The 18,787-nt window shown below is 69.4% G+C and carries 19 protein-coding genes and 1 tRNA gene; 10 read left to right on the forward strand and 10 right to left on the reverse strand.

What is annotated here, in order from left to right; all coding sequences use genetic code 11:
• Genes K3A85_RS10705 through rimP form a run of 3 tightly spaced genes read right to left on the reverse strand, consistent with a single transcriptional unit; the run spans nucleotide 1 to nucleotide 2,943 of the window.
• Nucleotides 1-753 (reverse strand): DUF448 domain-containing protein, encoded by a 753-nt coding sequence (locus K3A85_RS10705; RefSeq protein ID WP_225206497.1) that lies wholly within the window; start codon nucleotides 751-753, stop codon nucleotides 1-3.
• Nucleotides 734-2,377, reverse strand: coding sequence for a transcription termination factor NusA (nusA, locus tag K3A85_RS10710; RefSeq protein WP_225206498.1), 1,644 nt, complete (start codon nucleotides 2,375-2,377; stop codon nucleotides 734-736). Before nusA ends, K3A85_RS10705 begins: the two co-directional genes overlap by 20 nt.
• A gap of 5 nt (nucleotides 2,378-2,382) precedes the next feature.
• Nucleotides 2,383-2,943 (reverse strand): ribosome maturation protein RimP, encoded by a 561-nt coding sequence (gene rimP, locus K3A85_RS10715; protein WP_225206499.1) that lies wholly within the window; start codon nucleotides 2,941-2,943, stop codon nucleotides 2,383-2,385.
• 475 nt (nucleotides 2,944-3,418) lie between these two features.
• Here rimP and K3A85_RS10720 point away from each other — a divergent pair, with 475 nt between their 5' ends.
• From K3A85_RS10720 to K3A85_RS10730, 3 genes are all read left to right on the forward strand, one after another.
• Nucleotides 3,419-3,559, forward strand: a complete 141-nt coding sequence (locus K3A85_RS10720; RefSeq protein WP_225206500.1) for a hypothetical protein — start codon at nucleotides 3,419-3,421, stop codon at nucleotides 3,557-3,559.
• Nucleotides 3,556-3,783, forward strand: coding sequence for a PspC domain-containing protein (locus K3A85_RS10725; protein ID WP_225206501.1), 228 nt, complete (start codon nucleotides 3,556-3,558; stop codon nucleotides 3,781-3,783). The genes K3A85_RS10720 and K3A85_RS10725 overlap by 4 nt, the downstream gene beginning before the upstream one ends.
• A gap of 223 nt (nucleotides 3,784-4,006) precedes the next feature.
• The gene (locus tag K3A85_RS10730; protein ID WP_225206502.1) at nucleotides 4,007-6,367 is read left to right on the forward strand and encodes a DUF3772 domain-containing protein; all 2,361 of its coding nucleotides are present in this window, start codon (nucleotides 4,007-4,009) and stop codon (nucleotides 6,365-6,367) included.
• Here K3A85_RS10730 and K3A85_RS10735 read toward each other — a convergent pair whose 3' ends face one another.
• Complete coding sequence (locus tag K3A85_RS10735; protein ID WP_318248082.1) at nucleotides 6,368-6,880, reverse strand: META domain-containing protein; 513 nt, start codon at nucleotides 6,878-6,880, stop codon at nucleotides 6,368-6,370.
• 188 nt (nucleotides 6,881-7,068) lie between these two features.
• On the opposite strand from K3A85_RS10735, the gene aqpZ reads away from it, so the two are divergent.
• Nucleotides 7,069-7,785 (forward strand): aquaporin Z, encoded by a 717-nt coding sequence (aqpZ, locus tag K3A85_RS10740; RefSeq protein WP_225206503.1) that lies wholly within the window; start codon nucleotides 7,069-7,071, stop codon nucleotides 7,783-7,785.
• Between the two features lie 174 nt (nucleotides 7,786-7,959).
• On the opposite strand, the gene K3A85_RS10745 is transcribed toward aqpZ, so the two are convergent.
• Together K3A85_RS10745 and K3A85_RS10750 are read right to left on the reverse strand one after the other, a co-directional pair.
• On the reverse strand, nucleotides 7,960-8,979 hold the full coding sequence (locus K3A85_RS10745) for a L,D-transpeptidase (RefSeq protein ID WP_225206504.1): 1,020 nt from the start codon (nucleotides 8,977-8,979) through the stop codon (nucleotides 7,960-7,962).
• Between the two features lie 21 nt (nucleotides 8,980-9,000).
• Complete coding sequence (locus K3A85_RS10750; protein ID WP_225206505.1) at nucleotides 9,001-9,798, reverse strand: hypothetical protein; 798 nt, start codon at nucleotides 9,796-9,798, stop codon at nucleotides 9,001-9,003.
• A gap of 437 nt (nucleotides 9,799-10,235) precedes the next feature.
• On the opposite strand from K3A85_RS10750, the gene K3A85_RS10755 reads away from it, so the two are divergent.
• Nucleotides 10,236-11,360 carry a helix-turn-helix transcriptional regulator gene (locus K3A85_RS10755; protein WP_225206506.1) on the forward strand — a complete coding sequence of 375 codons (1,125 nt, stop codon included), beginning with the start codon at nucleotides 10,236-10,238 and terminating at the stop codon, nucleotides 11,358-11,360.
• A gap of 1 nt (nucleotide 11,361) precedes the next feature.
• On the opposite strand, the gene K3A85_RS10760 is transcribed toward K3A85_RS10755, so the two are convergent.
• Nucleotides 11,362-12,174 (reverse strand): queuosine precursor transporter, encoded by an 813-nt coding sequence (locus K3A85_RS10760; protein WP_225206507.1) that lies wholly within the window; start codon nucleotides 12,172-12,174, stop codon nucleotides 11,362-11,364.
• Between the two features lie 67 nt (nucleotides 12,175-12,241).
• Here K3A85_RS10760 and K3A85_RS10765 point away from each other — a divergent pair.
• Nucleotides 12,242-12,318 (forward strand) — tRNA-Arg (locus K3A85_RS10765).
• Between the two features lie 287 nt (nucleotides 12,319-12,605).
• Here the strand turns inward: K3A85_RS10765 and K3A85_RS10770 are convergent.
• Nucleotides 12,606-13,856, reverse strand: coding sequence for a hypothetical protein (locus tag K3A85_RS10770; protein WP_225206508.1), 1,251 nt, complete (start codon nucleotides 13,854-13,856; stop codon nucleotides 12,606-12,608).
• 171 nt (nucleotides 13,857-14,027) lie between these two features.
• On the reverse strand, nucleotides 14,028-14,699 hold the full coding sequence (locus tag K3A85_RS10775; protein WP_225206509.1) for a TetR/AcrR family transcriptional regulator: 672 nt from the start codon (nucleotides 14,697-14,699) through the stop codon (nucleotides 14,028-14,030).
• 112 nt (nucleotides 14,700-14,811) lie between these two features.
• Between K3A85_RS10775 and K3A85_RS10780 the strand changes: the two genes are divergently transcribed.
• Together K3A85_RS10780 and K3A85_RS10785 are read left to right on the forward strand one after the other, a co-directional pair.
• Nucleotides 14,812-16,086, forward strand: coding sequence for a cytochrome P450 (locus K3A85_RS10780; protein ID WP_225206510.1), 1,275 nt, complete (start codon nucleotides 14,812-14,814; stop codon nucleotides 16,084-16,086).
• Nucleotides 16,087-16,099: 13 nt separating this feature from the next.
• Entirely contained in the window at nucleotides 16,100-16,279 is a 180-nt protein-coding gene (locus K3A85_RS10785) for a rubredoxin (RefSeq protein ID WP_225206511.1), read from the forward strand.
• Nucleotides 16,280-16,315: 36 nt separating this feature from the next.
• Here the strand turns inward: K3A85_RS10785 and K3A85_RS10790 are convergent, their stop codons facing one another.
• A complete protein-coding gene (locus K3A85_RS10790) occupies nucleotides 16,316-17,467 on the reverse strand; it encodes a CaiB/BaiF CoA transferase family protein (protein WP_225206512.1) in 1,152 nt (383 codons plus the stop codon).
• A gap of 210 nt (nucleotides 17,468-17,677) precedes the next feature.
• On the opposite strand from K3A85_RS10790, the gene K3A85_RS10795 reads away from it, so the two are divergent.
• Together K3A85_RS10795 and K3A85_RS10800 are read left to right on the forward strand one after the other, a co-directional pair.
• Nucleotides 17,678-17,953 carry a hypothetical protein gene (locus K3A85_RS10795; RefSeq protein WP_225206513.1) on the forward strand — a complete coding sequence of 92 codons (276 nt, stop codon included), beginning with the start codon at nucleotides 17,678-17,680 and terminating at the stop codon, nucleotides 17,951-17,953.
• An 86-nt stretch (nucleotides 17,954-18,039) separates the two neighbouring features.
• Nucleotides 18,040-18,765 (forward strand): response regulator transcription factor, encoded by a 726-nt coding sequence (locus K3A85_RS10800; protein WP_225206514.1) that lies wholly within the window; start codon nucleotides 18,040-18,042, stop codon nucleotides 18,763-18,765.
• Nucleotides 18,766-18,787 lie beyond the last annotated feature (22 nt).

The raw sequence follows: 18,787 nt of genomic DNA on the forward strand, positions 1-18,787 counted from the left end.
TCATTCGCCCTTCGTATCAATATCGTCGTTCGCCGCCTCGCCGTCGGATGGCGCGGCGTCGGCATCGGCCTGAAGGCCTTCGGTCCCAACCCCGAGAAAACGCGTCAGTCGCCGCAGCGGACCGGCAAGGCGCTCGGCCGCGGCGGCATCGGTTACGCCAATGTGTACGACGTTGTCGCGGCCCAATGCCACAGACAGCGCCGCCCGGTCCAGCGGCAAGATGATCCCGCGCAACCCGGTGCCTTCGGCCTCCTCGCCCACGCGCCAGGCCTGCGCCAGCTTGTTCGGGCCGTCGCTTCCGGCATCGCTGGCGTGCGCCAGCATGCGCACCGCGCCCGCCCGGCAGCCCTGCGCGATCTTCTCGGTCCCGAGCAGGATGTTGCCGGCCCGCAGCTCGATGCCCAGCCGGTCGGTCAGGGTCCGGCGCAGCGCGGACTCGATGCGATCGGCAAGGTCGTCGGGGATGGTCAGCGGCGCGCCCTTGAAGGCGCGCGCCAGCGCACCCTTAAGCTTGCCATTGGCGATCGCTTTTTCAAGGTCCGCCCGTGCGACGCCCAGCCAGGCCCCGCGCCCCGGCGCACGCGCCAGCGGATCGGGCAGCACCAGCCCTTCGGGCGAGATCGCCAGGCGCAGCAGATCGTCCCGGCCGCCGTGGCTGCCGGAAAGAATGCACTTGCGCTCCGGCGAGGTCTCCCCCGCCGGGCGCGCCTTCGGCCTTTCGGCGCCTAGCGTGTCATTGCGAGGATCCCGCATCGGCGGCCTCCTCGGTTGCCGGCTCGGCGGCGGGTTCTTCGTCGAACCAGTGCGCGCGCGCAGCCATGATGATCTCGTTGCCCTGCTCTTCGCTCAGGCCGTATTCGCCCAGCACGCCGCCCTTGTCCTCGACGCGCTCCGAACGCTCGCGGCGCTCGGCGGTCGGGTTGCGGCGGCGCTGCTCGCCCCCGCGCTTCTTGGCGATCAGCTCGTCGGTCGCAAGATCGGCGAGGTCGTCGAGCGTCTTGATGCCCGCCTTGCCGAGCGTGACGAGCATCGCTTCGGTGAGGTGCGGCAGGTCGGCCAGCGCGTCCTCGACGCCGAGGCCGCGGCGCTCCTCGCGCTGCGCTTCCTCGCGGCGCTCGAGCGCTTCGGTGGCGCGGCTCTGCAGTTCCTCGGCCAGCTCCTCGTCGAAGCCCTCGATCGCGGCCAGTTCGGCGATGTCGATGTAGGCGACTTCCTCGAGCTCGCTGAAGCCCTCGGCGACCAGCAGCTGCGACAGCGTTTCGTCGACGTCGAGCTCTTCCTCGAACATCTTCGAGCGCTCGGCGAATTCCTTCTGGCGCTTCTCCGAAGCTTCCGCCTCGGTCATGATGTCGATGGCAGAGCCGGTCAGCGACGAGGCAAGACGCACGTTCTGGCCGCGGCGACCGATCGCGAGGCTGAGCTGGTCATCGGGCACCACGACCTCGATCCGGCTCTCTTCCTCGTCGATCACCACGCGGCTGACCGTGGCGGGCTGGAGCGCGTTGACGACGAAGGTCGCGGTGTCCTCGCTCCAGGGGATGATGTCGATCTTCTCGCCCTGCAGCTCCTGCACGACCGCCTGGACGCGGCTGCCCTTCATGCCGACGCAGGCGCCGACCGGGTCGATCGAGCCGTCGCGGCTGATCACGCCGATCTTCGCGCGCGAGCCAGGATCGCGGGCGGCCGCCTTGATCTCGATGATGCCGTCGTAGATTTCGGGCACTTCCTGCGCAAACAGCTTCTTCATGAACTCGGGGTGCGCGCGGCTGAGGAAGATCTGCGGCCCGCGGTTCTGGCGTTCGACCTTCATGATCCAGGCGCGCACACGCTCGCCCACGCGCGGCACTTCGCGCGGGATCTGCTGGTCGCGGCGGATCACGCCTTCGGCACGACCGAGGTTGACGATCACGTGACCGAACTCGACCGACTTGATCACGCCGGTGATGATCTCGCCGGCGCGGTCCTTGAACTCCTCGTACTGGCGATCGCGCTCGGCATCGCGGACCTTCTGGAAGATCACCTGCTTGGCCGACTGCGCGTCGATGCGGCCGAGGTCGACCGGGGGCAGCGGGTCGACGATGAAGTCGCCGATCTTGGCGCCGGGCTGCAGCTTCTCGGCCTGCTTGAGGTCGACCTGCTTGAAGTAGTCCTCGACATGCTCGACCACCTCGACCACGCGCCACAGGCGCAGGTCGCCGGTGCGCGGATCGAGCTTGGCGCGGATGTCGTTCTCGGCGCCATAGCGGTTGCGCGCGGACTTCTGGATCGCCTCTTCCATCGCCTCGATGACGATCGCCTTGTCGATCATCTTCTCCGAGGCCACCGAATTGGCGATGGCGAGCAGCTCGGCGCGGTTGGCGGAAATCGCACTTGCCATGACGTTCAGTCTTCCTGTTCTTCGAGGATTTCATCCGCGCCGCTGGTGTCCAGCGGCCGGGAAGCGGCGATAAGCTTGTCGGTGAGGATCAGCTTGGCATTGGCGACGAGCGCGAAGGGAACGTCGAACACCGTGCCGTCGTCCTCGATCGAAATCGTCTGGGTCACGGCGTCGAACCCGATCAGATCGCCGCGATAACGCTTGCGATTGTCGATCAGCTCGGACAGCTCGATCCGCGCCTCGTGGCCGATCCAGGCGGCGAAGTCCTTGGGCCGGGTGAGCGGCCGGTCGATGCCGGGCGAACTGACCTCGAGCCGGTAGGCTTCCTCGATCAGCACGTCGCCCGCCTCTTCCAGCGCATCGATGCGGTCGGAGATGCGGTGCGACAACGCCGCGCAATCCTCGATCACCAGCTGGCCGGTCTCGGGCCGCTCGGCCATGATCTGGAGCGTATGCTCCTCGTCTCCGATCTCGCCGCCCTTGAAATAGCGCACGCGCACGAGATGGAAGCCGAGCGCCTTCGCCTCCGGCTCCACGACCTCGATGATCCGCGCGATATCCGCCATGCCAGTCTGCTACCTGCTCCAAATGCCACAAGCGACAAGAGTGCAAAGCGGTCCGGCGCCGGCCCCTTGCGGCGCCAGCCCTGACTTTGCCTTCACAAATGTCGGGATTGATCCGTGAATACGCGCCCGGCCGCCCGATTGCAAGCCCCAAGGCCTTCGGACGACGAGAGATATCGGGAGCCGCCGGATTGCTCCGGAAGCGACGTGGACCCGTACCCACGATGCGCCGCCTGCCGAAAAAGGGGAAACGGCCGGCTCCCTGCCCGTCACTGCCATTCAGGGCATGAACCGCTCCTACCGAATCATCGGTGAATGACGCCAATATTTAGTATTCAACTGAGGTTCACCTTCGGCGCCGCTGCGCCAACAGCACGGAAAACCGCCGTTCGGGTGATTTGGCACGCCTTCTGCAAAGCCATGGACATCCGGCGAAGACATCCTCCGCCGCCAACCACTGCCAAGAAAGGACCCGACCATGACTGCCATTCGTTCCGCCTCCGCCCACCTCGCCAGCGCCGCTATCGCCCTTGCGCTTTCGCTGACGCTGATCAGCGGCACCGTCGCCACCCCCACCGCCAAGGCGCCCGTCGCCGCCAGCATGGAGTACGTCGCATGACCGACCTGCGCTTCGAAGACTCGTCCGTCCGCCCGGTCGAAACCCCGCGCCGCCGCTTCCGCCTCGACAAGCAGCGCGGCAAGCTGATGGGCGTGTCCGCCGGCATCGCCGACTACTTCGGCATCGACGTGACTCTGGTGCGCATCGCCTGGGTGGTCGGCACCCTCGCCGGCTTCGGCTCGCTCCTGCTGGTCTACCTCGCGATCGGCCTGATCGCGGACTGACCCCCGCCGCGGACGCCGCCCGGAGGGGACCGGAAGCTCCGGTCCCGCCGGTCCCGCCACCGCGGCGGCCCTTCCCCTCCCGCCCCGCTGCTCGACCGCCTGAATTTTCACCCGCCATTACCGTTGGTTACGGCACGGCTGTGGACGAGCTTGCGGCGATCGTTGCCGCCCCAGCAAGCAGCATCGAAAAGATGCGGTACGTTGCAGGGGAATAGACGTGCGGATGGGCGTTCTCTTGGCCTGGCTGGTATGGCTCGCGCTATGGGCGCCGGCGCACGCCGCCCCCCCTCGCCCGATCGCGCATCCCGCTTCGCCTTCGGCCGCCGTCCCGATTGCGGTCCCGACCCCGGCCACCCCGCAGACCTACCTCGATCTGTGGAACCGCCACGCGCTCGAAGCGCGGGCGCTGCTGCAGGCAACCCCCTCGGTTCCGTCGGACACGCGCGCGCTCGAAACGATCCGCGCCGTGCTTGCGGCCGATCGCGATCGCGCCTTCCGCGCCGCGCAAACGCCCAGCATCACCTTGCGCATCCTCGAAGCCCAGCGCGCCGCGCTCGGACCGGCCCCGGCGGAAGGCAAGGTCGAGCCGCAATGGGCGGCGGACAAGCGGGCCGATCTCGAAGCGCGGATCAAGCTCGCGCGCGCGCCGATGCTGCTGGCGCAGGACGCGCAGGTGACCGCTGCGGTGCTCGTCGCCGAAATCGACGCGCGGCTCAACCGCAAGACCTCGACCGAACTGCTCGCGCGCCAGCCTTCGCCACTGCTGCCGTTCGCGTGGTCGGGCGCGCTCGCCGAGACGCGCGCCGCGCTTGGCGAACTGCGCCGCCAGCTGCAGCACCCAGGATCGGCGGGGCAAGGCGAAGGCGGCGTCGGGCTCGCCTTCGCGATCCTAGCGTCGGCGCTCGGGATCTATGTCGCCGTCGTCGTCCAGCGCGCCTTTCGCGTGCGCACCAATGCCGCGCTGCTGCGGGTGCGGACGCCGGCGGCTGCGGTCCTGCTGACCTTTCTCCAGGACATTGGCATTCTTCTCCTGCCCCTTGCGGTGCTGCTCGTCATGCTCGGAATCGTGTTCCTGCGCCTTCCCCGGGTCCCGGCGGCCTTCGCCATCGAATCGATCGTCGCGAGCGGCGGTGGGCTGGTGATCTTCGCGATGTGGGTCGGGCGAAGCCTGTTCTCGCCGACCTCTGCCGAGCTGCGCTTCGTGCGCTTGAGCGATGCCGAGGCACGCCGCGCGGTGCTGATCGTCCTGCTCCTCGGGCTCGCGCTCGTCGCCGAACTCGCGGTCGAACAGGCGCTCAAAAGCTATCCGTTCTCGCCCGCGACCAGAGCGGTCATCGCCTTCCCGGTGCTCGCCGCGACCGGAGCGCTGCTCTGGCTGCTCGCCGAAATCCTCTCGCCCCTCGCCGGCGCCGCGGCCGAGGACATGCGCGCGATCGACTTCCGCTTCCACATCGCCTGGCTGATGCGGCTGATCGGGATCGGCGGCGTCGCCGCCGGTGCGGCGGGGTATGTCGAACTCGCCCGCGGGTGCCTGATGCCGACGCTGCTGACGTTGGCGACGATCGGGGTCGGGCTGCTCACCTTCTGGCGGCTGACGATGCTGTCGGACGCGGTCGTCGCCCGCGCCGCGGGCGAGACGCGCCACGGCGTGCGGCTGCTGCCGGCCCTCTACGCGCTCGTCATCGTCTGCGTCAGCCTGCCCCTGATCGCCTTGCTCTGGGGCGTCCGCTCGGGGACGATCGCCGACGTCTTCGCGACCTTGCGCGATGGCGTGGCGATCGGCAGCTTCCGGCTCTCGGCCGGCGACGTGGTGGTGTTCTTCGCGGTCTTCGCCGCAGGCTACGGCCTCACCCGCTGGGTGCAGCGCATGCTCCAGCTCAGCCTGTTCCGCGCGCTCGGACTCGAACGCGGGGTCGAGTCCGCGCTGCTGACCGTCATCGGCTATGCCGGGCTCACCCTTTCGCTGCTGGTCGCGATCGTCTCGGCCGGGCTCGACCTGTCGAGCCTCGCGATCGTCGCCGGCGCCTTGTCGGTCGGTGCGGGCCTCGGCCTGCAAGGCGTGGTCGCCAACTTCGTCAGCGGCATCATCGTGCTGATCGAGCGCCCCGTCCGCGTCGGCGACTGGATCGAGGTAGGCGGCTTTGCCGGCACGGTCGAGCGCATCTCGGTCCGCTCCACCCGCCTGCGCACGCTGGCGATGGACGACGTGATCATTCCCAATTCCGAGATCATCAACGGCGCGGTGCGCAACCGCACGCTGGCCGACCGCTCGGGCCGCACCGATCTCGAGGTCGGCGTCGCCTACGGCACCGACCTCGCGCTCGCCTTCGCCGCCGTGATGGACGCCACCCGCGCGGTCGAGGCGGTGCTGCGCGAGCCGGCGCCGCTGGTCGTGCTCGACCGCTTCGACGACAGCGCGCTCGTCCTCAAGCTGTTCTGCGTGGTGGGCGATGTCGCCGCCGCCCCGCTCGCGCGCTCGCAGCTGCGGATGGAAGTCTACCGCCTGTTCACCGAGCGCGGCATCGCGATCCCCTTCCCCCAGCGCGAGATCACGCTGCGCCAGGGCGCGCCGACCCCGGCCTGATCAGGGCTGGCGCTTCCACACGTAGATCCCGCCGTCGGCCATCAGCGACAGCGACAGCGTGTCGCCCTCGATCCGGTAGCTGCGCACATAGCCGAGGTCGCGCGCGATTCTGGTGTCGAGCGAGCCGGGCGGGCACATCGCCCGGGTCATCGCCGCGGGCGCGAAGGTCACCCCGCCCGCTCCCGGCTCGCTGCCGGGCACCAGCGTGTAGCCCGCATTGGCGCGATTGCAGTCGAGGCGGAAGATGGCGCGGCCATCGGGCCCGAAGGCGACTTCGTAGGTCCGGTCGGCCTGCGGCGCCGTGGTCCCCTGGGCATCGTCCATCGACTGGATCGCGGCGAGCTTCCAACGCGTGCCGGCCAGCGGGTCGGCGGGCGCGGCAGGGTTTGGGGCAGGCACCGGCGCAGGCGCAGGCGTCGCTGCTTCGGGCCGCGTCTGCGCCGCGCACGCGGCAAGCACGGCGGGCAGGATCAGCACGGCAAAAGCGGTCACGCGGCGAAACGGCTTGGACATCGTCATCTCCCGGCTATCGAAACCGCGTGACGAGACTGCAGCGCCGCGCCGCTGTCAACTGCGCCGGCAACGCAGCGAGACAATGGCATCGCTTGCCCATCCGGTGACGCCATTTGCCCTATACTGGCGCAAGCCCGCGAGCATTACGCTGCACCCTGCAAAACGATTGCATCGAAAGGGGAACGGACATGGCGAAGCGACTTGTGGCGGAATTCATCGGCACCGCCTGGCTCGTGCTTGGCGGTTGTGGCAGCGCGGTGCTGGCGGCCGCCTTCCCCGACGTCGGCATCGGCCTTGCCGGCGTGTCGCTCGCCTTCGGGCTCACCGTGCTCACCATGGCCTTCGCCATCGGGCACATCTCGGGATGCCACCTCAATCCGGCGGTCTCGGTCGGGCTGTGGGCGGGCGGCCGGTTCAGCGCCGCCGACCTGCCCGGCTACATCGCCGCGCAAGTCGCAGGCGCGGTGTTCGGCGCCGGCGTGCTCTACGCGATCGCCAGCGGCGTTCCCGACTTCAGCCTCGCCGGGGGCTTCGCCTCGAACGGCTTCGGCGAACATTCGCCCGGCGGCTACTCGCAGTTCTCGGCCTTCGTCTGCGAAGTCGCGATGACTTTCGCCTTCCTCTTCGTGATCATGGGCGCCACCCACGGCAGCGCCCCCAAGGGCTTCGGTCCGATCGCGATCGGGCTGTGCCTGACGCTGATCCACCTCGTCTCGATCCCGGTCACCAACACCTCGGTCAATCCTGCGCGCAGCACCGGCCCGGCGCTGTTCGTCGGCGGCTGGGCGCTGCAGCAGCTCTGGCTGTTCTGGGTCGCCCCGCTGGTCGGCGGCGCGCTCGGCGGCCTCGTCTACCGGGTGCTCAGCCCCGACGTCCCGGCGCCGACCAAGGTCGAAGGCAACTGAACCGGTTCCGCACGTCTCGGCAAGCAGAACCTTGGCAATAACAGCGGCGAGCCGAGGCGGCGTTTCGATCGCCTACGGTGGCATCGCCGCTTCGCCGCTGACAAGCTCGGTGGGCAGGACAAGCAGATCGACGGGCGGCGCGCGGATCAGCTCCGCCCGCCGCTGGCGGGGCGCCTACTTGTCCGCGGCGGAAGCGAGCACCGTCATGCGCCGCCCGCTGTTGCTCTTGAGCACCGGCGCATCGGTCACCAGGATCGAGGCGCCGGGCTGGAGTTGCGAGCGCACCCGCGTCAGGAACTCGCCGGGAATGGCGATCCGCTCGGCGAGCCAGGGCTGCACCCGGTCGCCCGGGCTCTGGCCGTGCCCGGGCACGCCGGCGACCGTCCACAGGTACTTGCCCTCGACAATCCCGCTGAAGGTATAGACATGGGTCTCGTCGCTCGCGTCGGGCATGGTGATCCGCGCGCGGCCGATCTCGCGGCCGTTGCGCAACACGATCACCCGCTGGTCGGCGCGCGAGACGATCAGCGACAGCGGCCCGGACGGCGATTTCTGCGGCTCCCAGCGCCACGGTTCGCCGCCCGCCAGCGCCACGTGCTCGGCCGGCTGCCCGGCGTGGTCGATGTCGGACAGCACGCTGGCCTCGGCCGCGCTCGAGACCACGCCCGCGCTGCCGCTGACGATCACTGTCCCGCCCATCTGCGTGGCGCCGAACAGCAGCTTGGCGAACTCGATCGGCAGGTGGACGCAGCCGTGGCTTTCGGGATAGCCGGGCAGGCCGCCGGCATGGAGCGCCACGCCGTCCCAGGTGAGCCGCTGCTGGTAGTACATCGGCGCGTTGTTGTACTTGCTCGAGTGGTGGTTCTTGTCCTTCTGCAGGATCGTGAACACCCCGGTGGGCGTGGCGTAGCCCTTCTTGCCGGTGGAGACCGTGGACACCGCGAAGCGCACGCCGTTGCGATAGACCGTGGCGATCTGCCGGGCGACGTCGACGTAGACCAGCACCGGGCCAGCCGGGGCGATGTTCTCGGCCCAGACCCATTCGCCAGGGCTAAGCGCCTCGGCCTGGCGGGCGAACTCGACAGGAGAGGAGGTCTGGCGGCCCTGCGCCACGGCCGCGCCGGGCGCGATCGCCAGCGCAATGGTGATCGGGAGCGAAGCCGCAGCGCGGCGGAGCAGGGAAGCATGCGACATCGTGCGGGGCCCGTTGCGATACTAGCGGTCGCAGGTCCGCGACGAGGTGTTCTGGATCGAATTGACCGTCTCGTAGCGCGCCCGCACGACGATGCACTGCTCCGAGCGAGATCGCCAGAAGGTCGCATAGCGCTCGCCCCGGTTCCACTTGTCGTCGCGCAGCTGGAAGCCGCGGTAGCCCAGTTCGCGCCAGACCTGGCTGCTCGGCCGGCCGACGAGGTCGTTGGTGTTGATCCAGCCGTTGTTGTTCCACGAACCGCCGCTGCCGCCCCAGTTGCCGTTCCCGGGGCGATTGCTCTGGCGCCGGCCTTCGTTGTAGCCGTCGGTGTAGGCAGAGGTGTTGTCCCAGTTGTCGTAGCGCCGGCCGTCGTAGCCGTCGCGATAGCCGCGGTCGTATTCGCGCCGGTACTTCTCGTCCTTGTCCTTGTCCTTGCTGCCGCTGCTCCCCGCGATCGCCAGCGCGCCGATCAGCGCCGCCGCGCCGATCGCGATCGCCGCGGTCTTGCCGCCGTCGCCCTTCTTCTTGCAGTCCTCGGTGTTGGTGACGGCGAGGCTCTCGTAAGTGCCGTCGTAGGTCGTCGCTACGATGCACTCGTTGGTGTTCTCGTTCCACCAGGTGCCGTACTTGCGCGATCCGCTGGTGCTGGTGTGGACTTGCTTGAAGCCGCGACGGGTCATCTCCTGCTCGCCGCTCGACGCGCGCACGCCGACAAGGTCGCGGACCGATCCCGGAAGCGTGGTGGCCGCCTGCACCGGCGCCGCCTGAATCGCCATCGCGACGACGCCGGCAAGGCACGAGGTTGACTTGAAGGTCTGCATCGGTCGGTCCCCCTGTCGCGGCGCAATCGTCGTCGCCAGTGCCTCGACACTAGAGGGCACGTCCCCGCAGTTCATTTGACAAATGAAGCCAGCCGATGGGCGCGGCGCGCCACGCCATCGCCGCTCGCCGCGCTCGCGGCGGCGCAACAGGATGACCGATCTGGTAACTTTTGCGTTTTGAGGCAGACAGCCCGGCAATCGCAGGCCTTGGCGATCTGCGCCGCGCGGTATACTCTTTGCGCCAGTGAAGAGGCTTCTGCCTCAATTATTTATGACAATTCGTGTCGCACGGTGCGAAGTGCGACAGAAGCCGAATGCCTGCCAGAAAAGAGTAACTATCGGTCGCTGCTTTGGATTTTCGACGATATCGTGTGCAAAGGGACGATGATCGAACGATGCAGACTGCGACCGTGGCCCGCGAATGCGCTTCGCCTTCGATGCAGGACATTGAACCGCTGCGGCTGATGCCGGCGGCCGACGCAACCGGCGCGCTCGTCGGTGCGGCGCGCGCGGCGGCGCTGCAGGGGCTGGTCAGGCTCGACGGCGCGATCGCCCGGCCGGTCCGCTCGGGCCTGCTGCGCAGCTTCGGGCAGTGGCTCGACTGGCCCGACTGGCTCTACCGCGGGACCGGGCTCGCCGGACACCAGGGCGCGGTGCCGGCGACGATCACGCTGGCCGACGACGTGCTGATCCTTGCCAACATCATCGACGCAGGCTGCCTGCCGGCGGTGATCGCGCGGCTGGTCGAGATGCCCTGGCCGGTGATCAGCAACGCCGGGATGACGCTGATGCTCGCCGCCCCGGATCTCGCCACGACGCTGTCGGTCATGGCCGAGGCCGCTTCGGCGGGGGTCCCGCACGTCGGCTACCGCTTCGCCCGGAAGGAGCACGGCGGCGCCGCGTTCTGCGCCGACCATGCCGTCGCGCTCGGCCCCGTGTCGGCGGCGACCGGGCTGGTCGCGACGATCTTCGCGGCGAAGATGACGCGGATCTACGTCGGCGCGCAGATCGGCGAGGCGCGGCTGTGCGCGCGGGCGCTGCTTGGCGTCGACGGGGCGAAGCTCGGCGCGGCGCTCGGCTGCGCGATCGTCGCCGAGGCCAACGAGGACTGCTTCGAATTCCCCGCGGCCTGGGCGCAGACGCCCAATTCGCAGCACGAGCCGGCCGAGTGGGACGCGATGCTCGCCGCGCATCTCGAGCACGTGCGCCGCGCCGGGGAAACCGACGTCGTCGCCCGCATCCGCCGCATCGTCTGCGACCACCTCGCCCACGAGCGGCGCGCGCCGCGGCTGAAGGAAGTGGCGGGGCGCGAGGGCGTCTCGAACCGCACGATGGTGCGCATGCTGGCGGGCGCGGGGACCAGCTTCCACGCCATCGTCGACGACGAGCGCAAGCGCATGACCGCGCAGCTGATCCGCCGCGACGAGCTGTCGCTGGCCGACGTCGCCGCGGCGATCGGCTTCACCGACATGTCGACCTTCGGCCGCTCGTTCCGCGCCTGGTTCGGGGTCCCGCCCGGCCGGTACCGCCGCGCGCTGGGCGAGGCGGCGCAGGCGGCCTGACCTAGTCCGCGCGGACCTTGGCGAAGGGGGAGAAGTCGGTGTCGGTGTCGAACACCTCGACCCCCTCGCGCCGCTTGAGGAAGCCGACCACGGCATAGGTGACCGGGGTCAGCAGCACCTCCCAGAGCACCTTCATCGCCCAGTTGGTGACCATCACCGTCAGCACCGCCTGGCTCGTCCACGTGCCGAGGAAGGCGACGGGGTAGAAGATCGCGCTGTCAACCGCCTGGCCGAACACGGTCGAGCCGATGGTGCGGGTCCACAAGTGCTTGCCGTCGGTCAGCACCTTCATCCGGGCAAGGACGAAGGAGTTGACGAATTCGCCCGCCCAGAAGGCGACGACCGAGGCGAGGACGATCCGCCAGGTGCTGCCGAACACCGATTCGTAGGTGGTCTGGCAGACCGCGCCGGCCGAGGTCCGCGCGACGAGTTCGGAAAAGCGGGGATCGGCGCTCGAAGCACAGCCCCAGTCGGGCGAGGGCGGCATGGCGACGACGACGAAGCTCATCAGCGCCATGAACAGCAGCGCGAAGAAGCCGACCCAGACGCAGCGCCGCGCATGGGCATAGCCATAGACTTCGGTGAGCACGTCGCCGAGCACGTAGGACACCGGGAAGAACAGGATTCCGGCGCCGAAGGTGACGCCGCCGACGCTGGCGAGCTTGGCCGCGCCGATCAGGTTCGAGAGCAGCAGGATGGCGACGAAGGCGGCCATCATGACATCGAAGTAGCGGAAGTGGCGCCTGCCACCGGCGGTTCCGCCGATGCGGGCTGGCTGCGCGAGGGTGGCGGCTTCGGGACGGGTCTGGGTCATGTCGCGCTTGCTATCGCGGTTTGCACGGCGGGCAAAGCGCGCTTATGGGGAAGCCCCGCAAGGACGCGCGCCCTTAGCTCAGCTGGATAGAGCACCCGCCTTCTAAGCGGGTGGTCACAGGTTCGAATCCTGTAGGGCGCGCCACCTTCCCCAAGGCCCCTGCGCCAAGGCGCGCGGCCCCCGGTCCTGGCCGAAAGGTTTACGGGGTTTACACTGTCCTGGGAAAAATTTCCGGCCCTTCGCCGCGGCGCCGGGACCACCGCCGCAAGCGGTTCGAAAACGCCGGAGAACAAGGATTTGCCGACCACCATCGACGGCAATCTACGCAAGCGGGGCGCTGTAGGAAAGCCCGCCGCTATCGCTGCATATGCAACAGGGATATGCAAAGGGCCGAAAGCCCCTTCGGCGAAGCGCCGCGCGACCCCTGACGATCAGAACTGCGGCGCGGGGTAGGCGCGACCTGCCGGGGCGCTCGCGGCCGGCGCGGGCGCCGGGGCGCGGACCGGGGCAACACCCGCCGGGTGGCGCAGTTCGTCGGGAACGCCTTCGGCATAGTCCCAGGCCGAAGCCGGCGAGTTGAGGATCGCCTCGAAATCGGTGCGCGTGCCCGGCGCGGGCGAGACCGCGCCATAAGGCGAGGCCGAACGCTGGCGCAGGCCGCCCTGCGGCACTTGCGCGACGGGCAGCGCGAGGGCCTGCGCGCTCGCCGCCACCGGCGAAGCGGCGGGCACGGGCGCGGGCGCCGTGGCAGCAGCGGACGGGGCGGCAGGGGACGGGGCGGCAGGGGACGGGGCGGCGAGCGGCTGGACGCGAATCTCGAGCGGCGCGCCCCGGCCTGCGGCGGGCGCGCTGCGGGCGAGCGGGACGAGCTGCGAGGTATCGACCGTTTCGGAATCGACCTGCCCCGGCGCGGGCGCGGCCACGCCCTGCCCAAGCGCGGCGCCGGCGCCGCGCGCCGGGCCTGCCGCGGCGAGCACCGGGGAGGCGACCGGCGAAGCGGACATGGCGGCAGCGCGCGCAGCGGACGGGCCAGCACCCGAAGCAGCGCCCGAAGCGGTGCCCGAAGTCATGATCGCGGCGGCGACCGGCGCGATCGCCGGGGCGACGACGGCCGCGCCCGCACCCTTGCGCAGGCCGGCGGATGCTGCGGCGGGCGCAGCGGCCGGGGTGACGGCCGGCGCGGCGAGCCGGTCAGCAACCCGCGCAGAGGGCGCAGGCGCCACAGCATCGAGCGAGGCGAGCTTGCCGGGCACGAACCCTGCGGCGCGCGAGCGCAGCGCGGAGGGCGCGGCGATCGGCAGCGTCCGGTCGGCCGCGATCATCGCCGCGAGCGTGGGCGCGGCAGCCGGCACGGAACTCGGCACGGCACCCGGCGCTGCCCCCTGCGCTGCAAGGCGGTCGACCGATCCGTCGCCGAGCGGCGGAGCAAGGCCGAAGGCCGGCCGCGCGAAGTCGGCGCGCGCAAACCGCGAATCGGCCGATGCGCCGCGGGCGAGCCCGGGGGTGCGCGGCTCGCCCGGGAACGAGCCGGCGCTGCGATCTTCGTCGACCGCCGACATCGCGCGCTCGGAGGCGCCGGCGCGCAGGATCAGCCCCGCACCGACCACGATCGAGGTAAAGCGCAGGACATGCAGGCTGATGCGGCGCAACGGTCGGTGCGCCCAGTCGCCAGCCGTGCTCATGCCCTTGATCCGCATTTCGTTCTGCCCCCCACAGGCGCTGGTCCAAGGGGATTGCCTAAGCAAAATCCCGCGAGACTGCGCATGCTATGGTTTCAAGACAGATTGATGAAAGCCGGCGCAACGCCTGAAAAAGGTCGGATCCGGCAGGATCGCGGTGGTTTACGGCGCGGGTCAGCGAAGCGCGTCGCCCTCCCCTGCCCCCGCATCTCCCGCGCCCCCGTCCCCGGCGAAGCGGCGGACGAAGCTGCGCATCGCGGCAAGCGGCATCGCGGGATCGAGCTGGTGCTGGATGGCGACCCCAAGCTGGAAGCAGCCCAGCGCCAGCGCCGCGTCTTCAGGCGCGATGTCGGCGGCGATGGTGCCGTCGGCCATGCCTTCGCGGATCAGGTCGGCAAGCAGCTGCTTCACCTTTTCGTGCTGCGCGAGGAAATAGCGCGCCTGCGGCAGGAGATTGCCGAGCGCGCCGGCGAGGAGGACGAAATAGGCCCGGGTCAGCCGGTCCTCGTCGAGGCGGACCATGAACACGTCGACGAAGTCGATCAGTTTCTCGCGCCCCGAACGCGCGGTTTCGAGCCGCTGGCGGTAGATGTCCTCGAGCTGCGCGCCGAGAAATTCGATCATCGCCGCGACCAGCCCGTCCTTCGAGCCGAAGCGCAGCGTGACGAGGCCGCGGCTGTAGCCGGCGCGCTCGCTGATGCGGTCGAAGGTCGCGCCGGTGTAGCCGTGCTCGAGCACCACTTCGGCGGCGGCGACGAGCAGGCCGTGCTCGGACTGCTGGCGGCGCTCGGCCTGGGTGAGCCTGGGTTGGGAAGCGGCGGCTGTGGTCTTGTGCGCTTTGATCATGGTCCTTCGGGCAGATGCCAGAAACTTTGACCGGGGACAATTTGCAACTTGCTGGACGGCCATATAGTATCTTACACCAAGGCCAAACGAGAACCATGCAGGAGCGGATGCCGTGACCATCAAGACCGAGCTTGCCCAGACCATCGTCGATCCGCGCGCCTATGCCGACCGCGACCGGCTCGACGCCGCGTTCACCGAGCTGCGCCGGACCGCGCCGTTCGACGTCGCCGAGATCGACGGCTTCGACCCGTTCTGGGTGGCGACCCGCCATGCCGACGTGCTCGAGATCGAGCGCCGCGCCGACGTGTTCCTCAACGCCGCGCGTTCGGCGACGCTGACCGACAAGGCCGGCGACGCCTTCGTCCAGTTCGTGACCGGGGGCGAGCGCAACCTGATCCGCTCGCTGGTCCAGGTCGACGGGCAGGAGCACAAGGAGCTGCGCGCGCTCACCTTCCCCGCCTTCACGCCCAAGGCGCTGAAGGTGCTGGAAGAGCAGATCCGCGAAATCGCGCGCGAATTCGTCGATGCCATGCTCGCCAAGGGGCCGGAAGTCGACTTCGCCTCGGACGTCGCCTTCCTCTACCCGCTGCGCGTGGTGATGCGCGTGCTCGGCGTGCCGCAGGAGGACGAGCCGTTCATGCTGCGGCTGACGCAGGAGCTGTTCGGGCCGAACGATCCCGACATGAACCGCGAGAAGAAGGAAGTGCCGCCCGAGCAGGTGATGCAGATGATGCAGCAGACGATGCTCGACCTGGAGGGCTACTTCGGCGAAGTGACCAGGAAGTTCCGCGCCCATCCCGAAGCGTGCATCAACAGCCTGATCGCCAATGCGAAGATCGGCGGCGAGTACCTCACCCACCGGCAGATGATGGGCTATTACATCATTGCCGCGACCGCCGGGCACGACACCACCGCCAACACCACCGCCGCGGCGATGTGGGCGCTGGCCGAGAACCCCGAGGTGCTGGCGAAGCTGAAGGCGGAACCCGCGGCGATGCAGGGCTTCATCGAGGAGACGATCCGCTGGGCCTCGCCGGTCAAGCACTTCATGCGCACCGCGATCGCCGATGCCGAAGTGGGCGGCAAGCCGGTCAAGGCGGGCGACTGGATCATGCTGTCCTACCATAGCGCCAACCGCGACGAGGACGTGTTCGACGCCCCGTTCGAGTTCCGCATCGACCGGCCGATCCACAAGCACGTGGCGTTCGGATCGGGCCCGCACGTGTGCCTCGGCCAGCACCTGGCCCGCATGGAAATGCGCATCCTGTGGGAAGAGCTGCTGCCGAAGATCGACACGGTGGCGCTCGCCGGCGCGCCGAAGCTGACGCAATCGAGCTTCGTCAGCGGGCCGAAGTCGGTGCCGATCCGCTTCACCGTGGCCGCGTGACCCGGGGGCGATGATGTCGGACCGTCCGTACAAGCGGTATCGCTGCCGCTACTGCGCCTTCGTCTACGACGAGGCATTGGGCCTGCCCGAGGAAGGGATCGCGCCGGGGACGCGCTGGGAGGACATCCCCGACGACTTCTATTGCCCGCAATGCGGCGTGGGCAAGGACGACTACGACATGGAAGAGATCTGAAGGTGACGGGCCGGGGCGATGCCCCGGCCCTTTCGCCTAGGCGCCCTTGCCCAGCAGCGCTTCGTTGTGTTCGCCGATGGTGGGCGCGGGGCCGGGCTCGTCGAGGCCGACCGAGAAGCTGACCGGGGCGCGGGTGCGCAGGTATTCGCCCTCGGTCGGGTGCTGGCGGTGCTGGAAGAAATCGACCGCCTGCAGGTGCGGATCGTCGACCAGGTCCTCGATGTCGCGCACCGGCATCGCCGGGATCTGGTGCTCGGCGAAGATGCGGCACCATTGCTCGGTCGTCTTCGCCGGGGTGCGCCGGGCGATCTCGGCATAGAACGCGGTCATGTTCTGCATGCGCGAGAGCGGATCGGCGAAGCGCTCCTCCTGCATCAGTTCGGGCGCGCCGAGCAGTTCCGCCAGCAGGCCGATCGAGGGATCGGTGTAGGGCACGATCGAGATCCAGCCGTCGGCGGTGGGGAACGGCTGGCGTTCGGCGTCGATCTGGCGCGGGTAGCCGGCGGGATAGGGCTGCGGCACGAAGGTCTTGCCGTAGAGATGCTCGAGCATCATGAAGTGGCTGAAGGCTTCGAACATCGGCACTTCGACGAACTGGCCCTCGCCCGTGCGCAGACGGTGGACGATCGCGGCGAGCGTCGCATAGGCGGCGTGGAGGCCGGCGACCTTGTCGGCGATCAGCGAGGGCAGGTAGCGCGGGCGCGGGTTGCCGTCGGCGCGCGGCAGCAGCCCGACGGTGCCGGTGGCGGCCTGGATCACGTCGTCGTAGGCCTGCAGGTCGCGGTAGGGGCCGCCCGAGCCGAAGCCGACGCAGTGGACGTAGACCACGTCGGGCTTGATCGCCCTGACCGCCTCGTAGCCGAAGCCGAGCCGTTCGACCGCCTTGCCGCGCACGTTGTGGATGAACACGTCGGCGGTCTCGAGCAGCTTCGTCAGGCCCGCCTTGCCCTCGGCCGTCTTGAGATCGAGCGCGACCGACTGCTTGCCCTTGTTGAGGTTCATGTGGCACGCGCCCATCCCGCGCGTCCTCACCGGCGTGCCGGCATAGCGGAACTGGTCGCCGGTCGGCCCCTCGACCTTGATCACCTCGGCGCCGAGGTCGGCGAGGGTGAGCGTGGCGTAAGGGCCGAACACCACCGAGGTGAGATCGACGACGCGCAGGCCTTCGAGCATTCTTGGACCGGTCATGCGCATCTCCCTTTTCCGCTACGTCGGCTTGACTTAATCGATCGGTTAAACCGCCGCTCTTGCGGTGGCAAGCCCGTTCGGGAAAGCGTGGTCCGTTCAAAACGGATGCAAATGATCGCAGGAAACAATTTGTCACGGGTTGGAGCAGCGCCGGCAAAGCTGGACACATTAGCTGCCGGTCATCGCAATCCCTGCGGTGGAGTTATCCCGATGCTGCTCACCACGCTTGCCCTCGCCCTCGCCGCCCCGGTTTCTCCGGCCGGCGCTGCCCTCGCCTGCAACCCCAGCGGCCCGCGCCCGCAGCACTGCGGCAGCGGCCTTGCCGTGTTCGACAAGCCGGGCGCCGGCGTCAAGACCACCGACGCCAAGGCGCTCAAGTTCTGCCACCCCGATCCGAGCAAGAACAAGGGCTGCCTGCGCGCCGACCCGCACGCCGAAGCGCTGGCGCTGCGCAAGGCCGCCGCGACCAAGGACGACGTGCGCTGAACCGCCCTCGTGCAGGGGCGCCGGTTGAAAGCGCCCCTGCACCTTTCTATCACCGAACACCGACCGCCCTTTCCGACCGGAGCCGCATGACCGCCCCTTCCATTGTCCTTGTCGAAGACGACGGCCCCCTTCGGACCCTGACGGCGCGGGCGCTGCGCGAACACGGCTATGCGGTGCGCACCGCCGCCACCGGGGCGGAGATGTGGGTGGCGCTCGAGGCCGAACCGGCCGACCTCGTGGTGCTCGACATCATGCTGCCGGGCACCAGCGGGATCGAGCTGTTCCGCCGCCTGCGCCGGCAGAGCGACGTGCCGATCATCTTCGTCTCGGCGCGGGGCAGCGAGGAGGACCGCGTGCTCGGGCTCGAGCTGGGCGCGGACGACTACCTCGCCAAGCCGTTCAGCTCGCGCGAACTGCTCGCCCGCATCGGCGCGGTGCTGCGCCGCACCGAGAGCAGCGGCGAGGACAGCTCGGGCGCCAGCGGCGCGCGCCGCAGCGGCGAAGTGCGCTTCGACGGCTGGACGCTCTCGCTCGCCCGGCGCGAGCTGCATTCGCCGTCGGGCGCGATGGTCGACCTGACCGGCGCCGAGTTCGACCTGCTCGCCACCTTCGTCGGCCAGCCGCAGCGCGTGCTCGGCCGCGAGCGGCTGATCGAGCTGTCGCGCACCCGGCTGGGCGACAGTTCCGACCGCAGCGTCGACGTGCTGGTCAGCCGGCTGCGGCGCAAGCTCGCCTCGGCCGGGGGCAACGCCCCGATCGTCACCGTGCGCGGCGTCGGCTACATGCTGAGGGCCGAAGTCGAGCGCGACTGACGCGCCCGCTTGGGCTATACGC

It is taken from the genome of Novosphingobium huizhouense, from assembly GCF_020179475.1.
Classification (GTDB): domain Bacteria; phylum Pseudomonadota; class Alphaproteobacteria; order Sphingomonadales; family Sphingomonadaceae; genus Novosphingobium; species Novosphingobium huizhouense.